The organism is Paraeggerthella sp., from assembly GCF_048427265.1.
GTDB lineage: Bacteria > Actinomycetota > Coriobacteriia > Coriobacteriales > Eggerthellaceae > Paraeggerthella > Paraeggerthella hominis.
Genome location: NZ_DBFOSR010000042.1, coordinates 1 through 14,542, shown reverse-complemented (window position 1 = coordinate 14,542; position 14,542 = coordinate 1). Strand labels below are relative to the sequence as shown.

The window sequence follows — 14,542 nt, the reverse complement described above, 5'->3', positions numbered from 1 at the left end:
GATCCATGATCTGGTGATTCGTCATCGTGCGCACCGACACCCCCAGATGGGACAAGTCATCGCGACGTTCCGAATCCCTTGCGATCCGAGAAGGACCGGTATGGTACTCGTCGCTTTCGTACTCAACGTCGAGCTTCGCTTGCGACCAGTACAGATCGCATAAGTAGTATCCCTTTTCGGTGCAATCTCGCCGCGCGTCCGGCACATCCATTCGATAATTCAATTCGGGATGCGAAAGCGCATAGCCGCCCATTCTTCGCGGAAGGCAAAGCAGCAACGTCAAAGCCGTCTCGCGCGGCGAAGCGGAACAGGCGACCAAATGCTTGAGGACTCTTCGAGCCGCAGCCGCGCCAGGAATTCCCCGTGCAGATTCGACGTATCGAGCAAGGGCCGACGCCGTGGTCAAAAGCATGGGCCTCCCGTACCGCGTGCGCCCATCGCAGTTGCGCGCGTACGTTCCGCACAACTCGAATCCCAAGGCAAGAAGCTCCAACGCAGGCAAGACGGAAGCCATCTGCACGAAGCACAGCTCCGGCGAGCTCGCGTACAGATCTTCGTCCAATCGCACGAATGATCCAGGAGGAAACGGGCGCGCATGAACATGGCAGCGCACGCCGACGCGGTCGATCCGATCGCACGTACAGGGCACGACCACATGCACGGGCGATTCGCGAGAAACGCGCCCGAGCGGCAATCCGCTTTCAAGAAGCAGGGAATCCCCGCGAGCGCGATCGACATCTACGGCCTTGCGGCCCTGGAAAAACGCCGCGGTATCGGCATCGCGGCTGCGAGCCCGCGCCGCCTTGTCCGCATCGCCGATAAGCTCCGACGATCCGACGGGATGCCGAACGCGTTTTCCAGAGCAGGGCACCCGAAGGCGGGCGTCGAACCTTCCCGACCGCCAACATTCCAACGCTGTTATATGGCTGATGTATATAGTCATATATTAAGACTAGCAAGGGCAACGCCCCTCATGTTCGCGGACAATCGTTTCGTTATCTTCACGTTATCTTGCGCTGGATTCCTGCTAGATTCCCGCTAGACCCGTGCTAGATTCCTGCAAGGTTTTCGCAAAACCACGCCCAGAAGACGGCAGGCGTGCATCCGCGCCGATGCACGCGCAGGCAAAGGCGAAAGCGGGATCGCGGCTGAAAGCAAACGGCGAACGGGCGGGCCGAGACGAGCGCGCAGCTAGAGGAAGGCACGCGGGTCAAAGTGGACGCACGGCTGGAAGCAGGTACGCAAGCTGAAGCAGGCGCGCAAGCTGAAGCAGGTCCGCAGGCTGAAGCAGGCGCGCAAGCCGAGGCGAGCGCACCGGCTGAAACAACCGTGCGGACCGAAGCGGAGCACGCAGACCGGCGGAACGGACAGCTTGCAGGAACGCGTGCAGTAGCAGAATGTATTTGACACGGTCCGCTGTCAAAACGATCGAGTTTTGCGGCGATTTTCCGCCTTCTCGAGGTTGTTCGCTGATGCGTGATTTTCATTATCCCAGTTCAGAAGCTTACCGGCTTGCTTTATCCTGGTTTGAGGACCAGCAAAACTCGTCCGTTTTGACAAAACTTCGAACTGAAGATGGGGTCAGCGAGGACTGCAAGTCCCCGAAGCGCAAGACGGAGCCGGGCACGTCGCAAGCCCCCGAAACTGGAACGGAACCGGGTACGCGGGCAGCGCCCGTCCTCGCCGCGCGACCGCCTCCTAAAACAACACGGGACCCGGCGCGAAGCCGGGTCCCGAAACGTGCAAGCTTTTCGAACGAGCGCTTACATCATCGTCTGAATCGCGACGAACAGCGGGGTGAACGTCAGCGAAACGATGGTCATCAGGTTGATGAGGATGTTCATGGACGGACCAGAGGTGTCCTTGAACGGATCGCCCACGGTGTCGCCGACAACGGCGGCCTTGTGAGCATCGGATCCCTTACCGCCATGATAGCCCTGCTCGATGTACTTCTTCGCGTTGTCCCACGCGCCACCGGCGTTGGACATGAAGATGGCCATGAGCATACCCGTGGCAACGGCGCCGGCCAAAAAGCCGCCCAGCATAGCCGGGTTGAAGCAACCGATCGCGACCGGCACGATAATGGCAAGGCAACCGGGAAGCATCATCTCGCGCAGCGCGGAGCTGGTGGAGATGGCCACGCACTTGTCGTACTCGGGCTCGGCCTCGTACTCCATGATGCCCTTGATCTCACGGAACTGGCGACGCACTTCCTCGACCATGGCATGAGCAGCGCGGGACACGGCGCCCATGGTGAGGGCCGCGAACATGAACGGCATCATGGCGCCGATGAAGATACCGGCAACGATCAGAGGATCGGTGAGCGTCAGCTCGAAGTTCGGAATAGCATGGTGCATCGTGGCCTGGTAGGACACGAACAGCGAGATAGCGGACAGGCCCGCAGAGGCAATGGCGAAGCCCTTCGCGATGGCAGCGGTGGTGTTGCCCACGGCGTCCAGCGCGTCGGTGCGATCACGCACTTCCTCGGGAAGTCCGGCCATCTCGGCGATGCCGCCCGCGTTGTCGGCAACAGGGCCGTACGCGTCGACGCCAATGGTGATAGCGGTGTTGGAAAGCATGCCAGTTGCGGCAAGACCCACGCCGAACAGGCCGACGGCAATGCCGCCCTCAGCCGAGGCGAGCGGGAACGCAAGGTTGCCGAACGTGTACGCGCCGATGATAGCCAAAGCAACCAGCACGATCGGAGCGATGGTGGACAGCATGCCCGTGCCGATGCCCTCGATGATGACCGTGGCGGCACCGGTGTCGGCAGCCTCGGCGATCTTGTGGACCGGCTTGTACTTGTCGGAGCAGAAGTACTCGGTGATCTTGCCGATGGCAAGGCCGGCCACCAGGCCGCACAGCACCGAGCCGAACAGCCACAGCGGCTGCGCCTCGACGGACTGGGAGTTCCAGATGGAGAACAGGCAGAAGATCACGACGATCTCGATGCCGGCAGCCAGGTACGTGCCGCGGTTGAGCGCCTTGTGCAGGGCAGCGCCTTCCTTGGTGCGCACGGCGAACAGGCCGATGATGGACGTGAGGATACCGGTTGCCGCGATGATGAGCGGCGTCACCAGGGCCCACACGAGGTCGCCCGTGGCGAAGTACCCGCCCAGCGCGCCGAAGGTGGCGGCCAGGATGGTAGGGGCCAGGATGGCGCCCGTGTAGGACTCGAACAGGTCGGCGCCCATGCCGGCCACGTCGCCTACGTTGTCGCCTACGTTGTCGGCGATGGTGGCGGGGTTGCGGGGATCGTCCTCGGGAATGCCCGCTTCCACCTTGCCCACGAGGTCAGCGCCAACGTCGGCGGCCTTCGTGTAGATGCCGCCGCCCACACGGGCGAACAGCGCAACAGCAGAAGCGCCGGTGGCGAAGCCTTCGACCATGCCGATGTTGGTGTGCATCTGAGCAACCTCGACGATGTCGATGCCGAACACCAGCAGGATAAGCCACAGCGACAGGCCCAGCAGGGCGAACGACGCCACGCACAGGCCCATGGTGAGGCCGGATTTGAAGCTGATGTTCAGGGCCTTGGCAACCGACTCCTCGGCAGCGTGAGCGGTACGCGTGTTCGCGCGCGTTGCCACGTGCATGCCAACGTAGCCGGCGGCCGCAGACATCACGCCGCCCGTGACGAACGCAAGCGCCGTGATCGGCGACAGGAATACCGCCATAACAACGGCCACGATCACCATGAAGATCACGAGCAGCTTGTACTCGCTCATCAAAAACGCCTTAGCGCCCTGCTGGATCTTCAGGGAGATGTTATTCATCTTGTCCGGACCCGGATCCTGCTTCAGAACCCACGTTCCGAGGTAGGCTGCCATGCAAATGCCGATGAGGGCGCACACGGGAGCCATCCATGCGACTGCAGTAGTCACGTGTCTCCTCCTTTTTTCGACCAATACGATATGCGACCTTTTCGCCGGGCATTCGAGCGAGAAAGTCGCAACCGCTTTATTCTAGAGGATTTGCAGATAATGTGAACCCGTAATCGAGTTTTTTTGGATACATGAAATTGCAAGCGTTTCACCAGGAATCAGGCCGCGCATCGACAATCAGGGCGGATTCAAGCTGCAAACGAAGCGATATCCGGTATACTTCGCCTTTTCACATCACCGACGATGCATGCATCTGAACCACGCGAGGAGCACGTTATGCCCGGTATACGCCACGCACGCGCCGCACAAGACGCGGTACGTGCGCTTTTCGCCCTGATCGCGGGCGCCGTCGATCGCTTCCGATCCCTGCCGTTCGCGAAAAAGGCGCGTCCCTTCGTTCTTGCGCTTGCCGTGCCAACGGCTTTCCTGCTGCTCGAAGTGCCCTACAACGCGAACCTGCTTTCCATGGATCCTTATTATGCGGGGTTGAACCTCGTCCTCTTGGCGATCCTTTTCGGCATCTGCTACTTCGTCGGGCAGCGCTCCCGTGCGGCTGTTGCGGCGTTTCTGCTGGCTTGCCTGGCGGCCGGAACGGCAAACCACTTCGTCATCATGTTCAAAGGCCAGCCCGTCGTGCCTGCCGACCTGTTCGCCCTGTCCACGGCCGCGTCGGTGGGATCGGGCTACTCCTTCGAGCTTGACGCGAGCCTGCTTGCGAGCATCGCGCTGTTCTTGGGGTACTGCGCCGTGCTGTTCCTGATGCCGAAGCAGCGGCTCTCGTTCCGACGCGGCTTGACCAACGCCACGTGCGCGCTTGTGCTGGTTGGAGGCTTCGGCTGGTCGCTAGCCGCCGTCGACATCGAAAAAGCCTTCGATTGCACGGTGGACGTATGGGGCGTCAAGGAATCGTACGCCGAGCAAGGATCGGCGCTTTGCTTTCTCAAGCGCGTCCAAGACCTGAGCCCCGCCGAACCCGACGGATACGCGACCGCGGCCATCGAGGACATGCTGGACTCGTACGCAGACGCCACGGCCATCCCGGAAGCGCATGCCGGCGAACTTGTCGAACAGCCCACGGTCATCGCCATCATGAACGAGACGTTCTCCGACCTGTCGCGCTACCCCGGCCTTGCCGACACCGAGGCCCGCCCCGCCCGGTTCCACGAGCTTGCCGCCGAAGCGCTCGAGGCCGGCGAAGCCTACGCCTCGGCCATGGGAGGCGGCACCTGCAACAGCGAGTTCGAGTTTCTGACCGGGTCGAGCATGGCGCACCTGGGCGGAGGCGTGTATCCGTACGTGCTTTACGACCTGGACAAAGCCGAAAGCCTGGTGTCGTACTTCTCATCGATGGGCTACGCCACGCACGCGCTGCATCCGGCCGAGGGCACGAACTGGAGGCGCGACCGAATCTACGCGCAGCTGGGATTCGACCGATTCAGCGACATAGCCTCCTTCGACGGCGCGGACACGTTGCGCGGCCTGGTCACCGATCGCGCCACCTACGACTACGTGCTGAACCTGTTGGCGGAAAACGAGCAGCCCCAGTTCATCTTCGACGTGACCATGCAAAACCACGGGGGCTACGACGTGGGCGGCCTTTCCGAAGAGATGAGCGTGAGCGTTCCTCTTCCCGACGGAACCACGTCGCCCGAGCTGAACGAGTACGCAAGCGTCATCCGCCAGGCAGACCAGGATCTGGCGTATCTGACAGAGCAGCTGAACGCGCTTGAGAGGCCGGTGGTCCTCTGCTTCTTCGGCGATCATCAACCCGGTTTCAGCGACTGGCTGTTCGAAGCCACGCACGAAGGCGTGTCCGCAGACGATCTGGGGCTCGATGCCGTGCAGTCGCGCTACGCTGTACCCTACCTCATCTGGGAAAACGATGCCGCGCGCGCAATCAAGCAACAGCGCGGAACCCCTGCCGAGCACGAAGCCGACGCCCTCGCCGCAGGACCGGTCGAGCAACGGTCGAGCCTGAACTACCTGGGTGCCAAGCTGGTGGATTCAGCAGGTCTTCCCACCACGAACTACCAGCGCTTTTTGCTGTCGACCAGCGAATCCATACCCGCCGTCAACCTCAACGGCTACCTGAGCGCCGACGGCACCTGGCACTGGCTCGACGAGGAAGCGGACGCCGAAAACCTGCTAGACGCCTACGCCTGGATACAGTACGACAACCTGTTCGGCTAAGGTCGAGACAACGAACAAGGCGGGAGACGATACCGTCCCCCGCCTTGCGCCATTCCCCGTTTTGCGCGCACAACCCTACAGGTTATCCCTCACCCATTGGATGTTGCCCTGCACGGTGGCTATGAGCTCTTCGAGGTCGTCAAACTTGCGCATGGGTCGCAACCAGTGCAGGAACTCCACCTTGATGGGCTTTCCGTACAAGTCGCCCGAGAAATCGAGCAGATGCACTTCGCAGGTGGCCGTCGCGCGATCGGCGAACGTAGCCGCCACACCCACGTTGACCGCAGCCTTGTAGCGAGCGCCGTCGACCACGGCCCACGCGGCGTACACGCCGTCGCCTAGCGGGCGCAGCTGATCGTCCACCACCAGGTTCGCCGTCCGAAATCCCAGGTCCGCGCCCTCTCCGCGCCCGGGCATTACCGTTCCCGTCATGAAGTACGCGCGTCCTAGAAGCCGGTTCGCTTCCTCGATGGCGCCGTCGGCCAAAAGCAGGCGGATGCGCGTGGCCGTTATGGGCGCGCCGTCTTCGCTCTTCAGGCTATGAGCGCGCACGTGCGTGCCCTCGACAGAGCCCCACGCATCCAGGTCGTCCACGGTCCCTGCCGCGCGAGCTCCGAACTTGAAGTCGAACCCCACGTGCAGAAACGCCGGCGGCGTACCGTCGAACGTCTGCACGAGAAAGCGCTCGGGCGAAGACGCCGCGAATTCCCGCGTGAAAGGAAGCGCTACCACCGCGTCCACGCCGGTTTGCGCCAGCATGGCCAAGCGCTCGTCGTTCGTCATGAGCTTCTTGAGCCGATCGGGGTGAAACACCTCGTCAGGATCGATGTCGAACGTCAGCGCCACGCTGCGTCCGCCGCTTTCGCGCGCCGTCTCGCGCGCGCAGTCAAGCAGGAACCGATGCCCGCGATGCACGCCGTCGAACACGCCGAACGCGCACGACGCGCCGGAGAAGAACGCATGGTCGAAAGATTCGTCCGCCCTATAGATCTTTGCCACGAGACACCCCCGTCTGAAACACGCAGCGCGCCTGATACGCATCGCGCGCCTGATCGTAACCGTACAGCGCAACCAATTTGTTGTCGGCAATCACCGCAACCGTCTCCCCGTCCTTCGGACCCGTGCAGCTTTCGCGCACGCCCGAGGTGCACGCGCACAGCTCAAGGTCGGCCGTCGAGCGACGCCGCTCGTACAGGGGATGCGCCGAAGCGGGCAACGGAGAGCCGTTCGCCACCTTCGGGACAGCCGCATCCTGCGCGAACAGGAAGCGCCCGCCCAAAAGCCGAATGGGATCGAGCGCGGCGCGGTCCTTGAGCTCCGCGAGCACGTCCAAGCTGACGCACTCTTCCAAGTCGAGCGTCCCCAGGCGCGTCCGCTCCAACGCGGCAACGTGAGCCGGGCAGCCGAGCGCCACCCCCACGTCGCGCGCCAATGCGCGAATATAGGTGCCCTTCGACACGTGGAACGCCACGTCCCAGGTGGGAAGTTCGTCGCCGCGGCCCTCGCGCACCTCGAGCAAGCGCGCCTCGTACACCTCGATGTCGCGCGGAGCCAGGTCGATGATGTTGCCCGCACGCGCAGCTTCGTAGGATTTCTTCCCGTTCACCTTGATGGCGGAATACGCCGGCGGCAGCTGCTTGCTAGCCCCCACCAGTCCCTCCACGAACGAAGCGGCGAAGACGGGGTCGGTCACGCAAGCCGGAACGTCGCCCGTCCGCGTCACGCGGCCCTCGGCATCGTCGGTATCGGTCCCCACGCCGAACGCGATGGTCACACGGTAGTGCTTGTCGTGCGCGGTCAAATACGACCCGAGCCTGGTGGCGGGGCCGATACAGATGGGAAGCACCCCGGTTGCCATGGGATCGAGCGTGCCCGTGTGCCCCACGCGACGCTCCCCGAATATGGTCCGGCATCGATTCACCACGTCATGCGAACTCATGCCGCCGGGCTTGTTGACCCCGACGACCAGCGAAAGCCCCGATGTTCCCCGCTTCACCCCGTGCACGCCCCTTCGCCAGCCTTGGCCCCAACCGTCTTCTCCAATGCGGCGTCCACCAAGGCCACCGCTTCGTCCAAGGAGCATTCGAGCGTGAATCCCGCAGCAGCCCGATGCCCTCCCCCGCCGAACGTGCGAGCGAGCGTCGCAACGTCGGTGTCGTCCTTCGCGCGCAGGCTTCCGCGCACGACGTCTCCCTGCTCGCGCAGCATGCAGGCAACGCGCACGCCCGACACTGCGCGCAGCGCGTCGATGATGGGCTCGGCGTCGGCCTTCACCGCGCCTGCCGACTCGAAATCGTCAAGGGACAGCCAGCTCATGGCGTACGCGCCGCCGGCTCCAAACCGCATGCGGCCCACGGCGACGCCTTCGAGGCGTACCGAGGGGAGCGAGCGATTCTGGAAGATGGCCCGCGAAACGAACGCCGGGTCGGCGCCCGCTTCGACCATCTGAGCCGCGGCGCGCATGGCGGCCGCGTCGGTATTCTGATACTGGAAGCGCCCCGTGTCCGTGACCAGCCCCGTGTAGCAGCACAGGGCGACGTCTCCCGAACGGTCGACGCCGAGCAGCCCCGCCACGTCCCACACGAGCACGGTGGTAGACGCCGCGTCCGGATCCACGTACACCAGGTCGGTCATCGTGGTATCCACCGCATGGTGATCGATGGTGACCGCAAGGTCGCATTGGTCGCGCAGCGCGGCCGCAGCCTCGGCGATGCGCTCGCGCGTGGGCACGTCCACGGCCACGAACGTGCGCGCAGGCCCTTCGTACAGCTCGGCCGGAACAAGGTCGTCGGCACCAGGCAGGAACCGCAAGCGCTCGTCGATCGGCTCGTTTTTGGCAAGCACGCACGTCACGCGCTTGCCAAGCTGCCGCAATGCGGCAGCGAGCGCAAGCTGCGACCCGATGCAATCTCCGTCGGGGCTCACGTGCCCGCACAGCACGAAGTCATCGCGCTGCTTGAACGCCGCGGCAAGCGCCGCAAGATCGGTATTCGTTTGGGGGGTAACGGACATACGGTCTCCCTGCTATTCGTCGGCCGATTCCGCCACCTGCGCGCCAGCGCGCTCGTCTGCAAGGGGGTCGGCGTCGGCGGGCACGTCCGCATCGGTCGGCTCGTCCACCTTGTTGCGCGCGGCATCGCGCTCGAGCGCCGTAGCAATGCGCTCGGCCTGGTCGACGCTGCGATCCAGCAAGAAGCGCAGCTCGGGAGCGATGCGCCACGACAGTTTGCGAGCCATGAGCGAGCGGATGCGGCCCGACGCCTTGGAAAACGCCGCCGCCACGTCCTCGTAGCGCTCGGGCTCGGTGGTGTAGAACACGTTGCACACGCTGCGGTCGTAGCTGACCTCGCAGCCCGTGATGGTCACGAGCTCAAGGCGGGGATCGGATATCTCGAACAAAAGGATGCTCGCGATGACCTCGCGGGCCTGCTCGTTCACCTTGCGGTTGGAAGAACTCTGTTTCATGATGCCATCTCCTTCCGAAGAGGGGTTATGCGCAAAACGCGCTCGTCAAGCCCAGTGTAACGTGGAACGTTTGACGAGCGCGCAGATTATTGCAGTGACGGAGAACGGTTACTCGGTCCGCTCGACTTCCTTGATCTGGTAGCCTTCGATGTGGTCGCCCACCTTGAGGTCCTGGAACTTCTCGATGCCGATGCCGCACTCGTAGCCCTGCTTCACGGACTTCACGTCGTCCTTGAAGCGACGCAGCGAAGCCATGACGCCCTCGAAGATCACCGTGCCGTCGCGGACGATGCGCACCTTGTCGTCGCGGTTGATCTCGCCCTCGATGATGTAGCAGCCGGCGATCGTGCCCACCTTCGGCACCTTGAACGTGTCGCGCACCTCGGCGATGCCAGTGTCCTCTTCCACGATGTCCGGGGACAGCAGGCCCACGCGCGCCGCATTGATCTCCTCGATAGCCTGGTAGATGATGCGATACAGGCGGATGTCCACCTTCTCCTTCTCGGCCTGCTGCTTGGACTTGCCGGTCGGGCGCACGTTGAAGCCGATGATGATGGCGTCGGAGGCCGAGGCCAGCGTAACGTCGGTCTCGGTGATGCCGCCCACGGCCGAGTGCACGATGTTGATGCGCACCTCGGACTGGTCCATCTTCTCGAACGCGTCGCGCAGCGCCTCGATGGAGCCCTGCACGTCGGCCTTCACGATGAGGTTCAGGTCGGTCTGCTTGCCCTCCTCGATGCGGCTGAACAGATCGTCCAGGCTCATGTGGGACTTGGCGTCCTGCTCGGCCAGGCGGGCGCGCAGCGCGCGCTCCTCAGCCAGCTTGCGCGCATCGCGCTCGTCGGCGAACACGCGGAACTCGTCGCCGGCGGTGGGAACGCTGTTCAGACCCAGAATCTCCACCGGATCCGCCGGAAGTGCCTCGTCGACGTGCTTGCCGCGCGGGTCGACCAGCGCACGGACGCGGCCGTGCGACGTGCCGGCCACCACGACATCGCCCGGATGGAGCGTGCCGCGCTGGACGAGGACGGTGGCCACGGGGCCGCGGCCCTTGTCGAGGTTCGCCTCGATGACGAAGCCGGAAGCCTCGGCGTTGGGGTTCGCCTTGAGTTCGAGCACATCGGCCTGCAGCAGGATGGTTTCAAGCACGTCGTCGATGTGCAGGCGCTTCTTGGCCGACACCTCCACGAACATGTTGGAACCGCCCCACTCCTCGGGGATGATGCCGTATTCGGTAAGCTCCTGGCGCACGCGATCGGGGTTGGCGCCCGGCTTGTCGATCTTGTTCACGGCCACCACGACGGGGACCTCGGCGGCCTTGGCGTGGTTGATAGCCTCAATGGTCTGCGGCATGACGCCGTCGTCAGCGGCAACCACCAGGACGATAACGTCGGTGACCTGGGCGCCGCGAGCGCGCATGGCCGTGAACGCCTCGTGGCCCGGCGTGTCGATGAACGTGATCTGACGGCCGTCGATCTCGACGACGGACGCACCGATGTGCTGCGTGATGCCGCCGGCCTCGCTGGCCACCACGCCGGTGTCGCGGATGGCGTCCAGAAGCGACGTCTTGCCGTGGTCGACGTGGCCCATGACGGTGACCACGGGCGGACGCGACTTGAGGTCCTCGTCCTTGTCGTGGTACACCACCGCGTACTCCTCTTCGGGAGACACGACGCGCACCTTGCGGCCCATGTCGTCAGCGATAAGCTCCACCAGGTCGTCGCTCATGGACTGCGTCAGCGTGAGCACCTGGCCCAGCATGAACAGGCGCTTGATGATGTCGTTAGGCTGCACGCCCAGCAGCTCGGCGAACTTGCCGACGGTCGAGCCCTGCGGGATCTCCACCACGGAGTCGTCGAGCACCAGCTCGGGGTCGAGGCCCTTCTCGATGGCCTCCAGCTCCAAGCGTTCGCGCGTCTCGGCCTCGCGCTTCTGCTTGCGCTTCTTGCGGCGGCCTTCGCCCTCGCTCGACGTGGTGGCGGCGGCAACGGCGGCGCGGGCCTCGGCCAGCACCTTGTCGCGCTGCAGCTTCTCGGCCTGCACGGCCATCTGGGCATAACGGTCCTCGGGCTGGGTCTGCTGCGCCTCCAGCTCGGGAACGATCTGCTCCACGTGGCCGCCCTTGCGACCGTGCTTCTTGGGAGCGCGGTCGGGCTTGCCCGACTTGCGTGCGGAGGACGCTTCCTGCTTCTGCGCCTCGATGCGCTGCTTCTCGGCCTCGATCTGCGAAAGCAGCGAGTCGAAACCGGACCCCTTCTTGGCGCCCAGCACCGGAGCGGGCTTCTTGGGGGCCGGAGCGGACTTGCCGCCCTTGCCGCTGCGCTGGCGCAGCGCTTCCTCGACGGCCTGCTTCTTGGCAACCTCGGCGGCCATCTTGGCCTGACGGGCGCGAGCGCGGGCTTCCGCAGCCTCGCGGGCTACGCGCTCCTTCTCGCTCTCGATCTGGCTGGCCAGGCTCTCGAACGGCGACGACGCCGGCGCTTTGCGCGGATGGTCGCCCTCGTCGTGGGAGCCGCCCTCGTCGGACGGGCCCTCTTCGGCGCGACGGGCGCGCTCGGCCTCGCGGGCGGCGCGCTCCTGCTCCACGGCTTCGCGGCGGGCGCGCTCTTCCTCGGCGCGCTTGCGCTCGGCCTCGGCGCGCTCTTCCGCCAGCTTCCTGGCCTCTTCGTCCTCGAGCTGGCCCGCGCGCTGCTTGATCTCGGGCTCGAGGTTCTTGCGGATCTTCTCAACGTAGGCGTCGGCGAGCATGCTCGCATGGCTCTTCGCAGGGATCTTCATCTGTTGCAGCTTGTCGAGCAGCTCTTTGCTCGACATATCGAATTCCTTCGCCAACTCATGTACGCGCATGCTGGCCATATACCACTCCTCTACTTCTTAATTCGCTTCGCGCGAGGCCGTTGCGACGTCGGCGGCGATCCGTTCGTACTCATCGCCGCCGAGCGTCGTCTTGAGCGCCCGGTCGAGCTTTTTCTTCTTGCATGCGGCGGCGAAGCATTCTGCGGAGCAAACGTACGCCCCCCTGCCCGGCGCACGGCCGGTCCCGTCGAACGACACGGTGCCCGAAGGATCGCGCACGATGCGCAGAAGACCGGCTTTCGCCGCCGGCGTTCCGCATGCGATGCAGCTGCGCTGCCCCTTAGTCGTCGTCGTGTTCATTCGCAAGGCCGCCTACCTGGTAACTCTTAAGCCTCGTCGAGGTCCGCGTGGACGCCGCAGTAGCGGCTGCCCGGACGAGCGTGGTTGCGGCAGCGAACGCCGTCCTCGCCCACGTACGAGCACAAGCCCGCCTCGTCGTCCACGTCTTCCTCGTCGATCAGCATATTGCCCTCGGAGGGAAGCTGCTCGCTTGTAAAGCTTGCGCTCTTGATGTCGATGTGCCAGCCCGTCAAGCGCGCGGCAAGGCGGGCGTTCTGGCCCTCTTTGCCGATAGCCAGCGACAGCTGGTCGTCGGGCACGACCACCGTGGCGTAGTGGTTGTCCTCGTCGATGATGACGCGCGTCACCTTGGCGGGCGACAAAGCGTTGGCCACGTACACGGCCGGATCCTCTGCCCACTGGATGACGTCGACGCGCTCGTTGCGCAGCTCTTCGACCACCATGCGCACGCGGCTGCCCTTGGGGCCGACGCACGCGCCCACCGGGTCGAGGTTCGCCTCGCGCGAAGCCACGGCGATCTTGGAGCGGGCGCCCGGCTCGCGTGCGATCGACTTGATCTCCACCATGCCGTCGTAGATCTCGGGGACCTCGATCTCGAACAGGCGACGGATCAGATCGGGATGCGTGCGGGACACGACGATAGCCGGACGGGCCTGCTCGCCGCGCATCTTCGGCGCATCGGAATTCGGGTCGCGCACTTCGATGATAAGCACCTTGAGGCGCTGGTTGTGACGGTAGTGCTCGCCCGCCGGGCGCTCGTTGCGCTCGTTGGGGCTGCGCTTGACGTCGTAGTGCGGAAGCTCCGCCTCCACGCCGTCGCGAATCTTGATAATGGTGAACTCGGGCGTGCCCTGCAGCACCGTGCCCGTGACCAGGTCGCCCACGCGGCTGGAGAACTCCTCGTAGATGGACTGACGACCCGCTTCGCGCACGATGGAGGCGATGACGCCCTTGGCGTTCTGCGCGGCGATGCGGCTCACGTCGGCCGGCGTGACGTCGCGCTCCTCGAACTCAAGGTACTCGCCGGTTTCCTCGTCGGGCTCTCCCACCGGAACCAGCTCGTACACGTAGATGTGCCCCGTCTGGCGATCGATGGTCACGCGAGCATCCCACTCGAGGTCAAGAATGCGCTCGTAGCTCTTCGCCAGAGACACCTCCAGGCGCTCGATGAGATAGAACTCGTCGATCTTGCGTTCGTGGGCCAGCGCCTGCAAAGCCTCGATCAATTCTGAACTTGCCACGTCTTCGCTTCCTTTCCTCTTAAGCTCAAGCCTTCGAGCTGAAATCGATCATGCCCTTGAGATGGGCGCGCTTGATGGTGTCGAGCGGGATCTGCACGGAGGAGCCGTCCACGTCGAGCGTCACAACGCCCTCGCCAGCCCCCTGGATGGCGCCCGTCCACGTGCCGCGGCCGTCGAGCGGCTGCGCCTTGACCACGGCCGTCTGCCCCGCATAGCGCGCGAAGTGCTCGATCGTGCGCAGCGGGCGGTCGATGCCGGGCGAGGACACCTCGAGCGTGTAAGCCCCGGGAAACGGGTCCAGCTCGTCCATGATGTCGTTGATCCACGCCTGCGCGGAGGACAGCTCGTCAAAGCTCACGCCCTCGGGCGTGTCTATGAACACGCGAATGGTCGGAGCCTTCTTGGCACCGACGACCTCCACGGTCACGACCTCCACGCCCTCCTGAGCCGCACGGGGTTCCAGCGCGTCAAGCAGCTGTTGTTCCTTTTTGCTGAGCACGCCTTCTCCTTTCTGTGCCCTAACATACAAAGAAAGCGGGTGAAACCCACTTTCTCGTCTGCGAAAGTATGGTGCGCGCCGTCGCGCGCTTGCTGTTCTGCAATGCG

10 protein-coding genes and 1 pseudogene are annotated in these 14,542 nt (G+C 64.3%); 1 reads left to right on the top strand and 10 read right to left on the bottom strand.

The genetic code is table 11. The annotated features are described in order from the left end of the window. Both ACMNI9_RS04400 and ACMNI9_RS04395 read right to left on the bottom strand, forming a co-directional pair. Positions 1–871: pseudogene (locus ACMNI9_RS04400) on the bottom strand (hypothetical protein); the annotation flags it as partial. Between the two features lie 892 nt (positions 872–1,763). Then, positions 1,764–3,863, bottom strand: a complete 2,100-nt coding sequence (locus ACMNI9_RS04395; protein WP_181792564.1) for a sodium-translocating pyrophosphatase — start codon at positions 3,861–3,863, stop codon at positions 1,764–1,766. A gap of 297 nt (positions 3,864–4,160) precedes the next feature. Here ACMNI9_RS04395 and ACMNI9_RS04390 point away from each other — a divergent pair, with 297 nt between their 5' ends. Next, entirely contained in the window at positions 4,161–6,074 is a 1,914-nt protein-coding gene (locus ACMNI9_RS04390) for an LTA synthase family protein (protein ID WP_258552630.1), read from the top strand. Positions 6,075–6,149: 75 nt separating this feature from the next. On the opposite strand, the gene ribF is transcribed toward ACMNI9_RS04390, so the two are convergent. From ribF to rimP, 8 genes are all read right to left on the bottom strand, one after another. Further along, complete coding sequence (ribF, locus tag ACMNI9_RS04385) at positions 6,150–7,073, bottom strand: riboflavin biosynthesis protein RibF (RefSeq protein WP_114566931.1); 924 nt, start codon at positions 7,071–7,073, stop codon at positions 6,150–6,152. Next, complete coding sequence (truB, locus tag ACMNI9_RS04380) at positions 7,057–8,070, bottom strand: tRNA pseudouridine(55) synthase TruB (protein ID WP_418831008.1); 1,014 nt, start codon at positions 8,068–8,070, stop codon at positions 7,057–7,059. Before truB ends, ribF begins: the two co-directional genes overlap by 17 nt. After that, entirely contained in the window at positions 8,067–9,086 is a 1,020-nt protein-coding gene (locus tag ACMNI9_RS04375; protein ID WP_114566933.1) for a DHH family phosphoesterase, read from the bottom strand. The genes truB and ACMNI9_RS04375 overlap by 4 nt, the downstream gene beginning before the upstream one ends. Before the next feature lie 12 nt (positions 9,087–9,098). After that, entirely contained in the window at positions 9,099–9,539 is a 441-nt protein-coding gene (gene rbfA / locus ACMNI9_RS04370; RefSeq protein WP_418831006.1) for a 30S ribosome-binding factor RbfA, read from the bottom strand. Positions 9,540–9,647: 108 nt separating this feature from the next. Beyond that, positions 9,648–12,395, bottom strand: coding sequence for a translation initiation factor IF-2 (gene infB, locus ACMNI9_RS04365; protein WP_418831004.1), 2,748 nt, complete (start codon positions 12,393–12,395; stop codon positions 9,648–9,650). 18 nt (positions 12,396–12,413) lie between these two features. After that, positions 12,414–12,695: an RNase P modulator RnpM gene (gene rnpM, locus ACMNI9_RS04360; RefSeq protein ID WP_114566936.1), complete on the bottom strand. Its 282-nt coding sequence runs from the start codon at positions 12,693–12,695 to the stop codon at positions 12,414–12,416. Positions 12,696–12,721: 26 nt separating this feature from the next. Then, complete coding sequence (gene nusA, locus ACMNI9_RS04355; RefSeq protein WP_114566937.1) at positions 12,722–13,936, bottom strand: transcription termination factor NusA; 1,215 nt, start codon at positions 13,934–13,936, stop codon at positions 12,722–12,724. 25 nt (positions 13,937–13,961) lie between these two features. Next, positions 13,962–14,435 (bottom strand): ribosome maturation factor RimP, encoded by a 474-nt coding sequence (gene rimP / locus ACMNI9_RS04350; protein WP_114566938.1) that lies wholly within the window; start codon positions 14,433–14,435, stop codon positions 13,962–13,964. Between the last annotated feature and the right edge of the window lie 107 nt (positions 14,436–14,542).

What these genes read in the sequence shown, in the direction of transcription:
- ACMNI9_RS04395 (WP_181792564.1), bottom strand. Translation starts at nt 3,863, where the DNA reads ATGGCTCCCGTGTGCGCCCTCATCGGCATTTGCATGGCAGCCTACCTC.
- ACMNI9_RS04390 (WP_258552630.1), top strand. Translation starts at nt 4,161, where the DNA reads ATGCCCGGTATACGCCACGCACGCGCCGCACAAGACGCGGTACGTGCG.
- ACMNI9_RS04375 (WP_114566933.1), bottom strand. Translation starts at nt 9,086, where the DNA reads ATGTCCGTTACCCCCCAAACGAATACCGATCTTGCGGCGCTTGCCGCG.
- rbfA (WP_418831006.1), bottom strand. Translation starts at nt 9,539, where the DNA reads ATGAAACAGAGTTCTTCCAACCGCAAGGTGAACGAGCAGGCCCGCGAG.
- infB (WP_418831004.1), bottom strand. Translation starts at nt 12,395, where the DNA reads ATGGCCAGCATGCGCGTACATGAGTTGGCGAAGGAATTCGATATGTCG.
- rnpM (WP_114566936.1), bottom strand. Translation starts at nt 12,695, where the DNA reads ATGAACACGACGACGACTAAGGGGCAGCGCAGCTGCATCGCATGCGGA.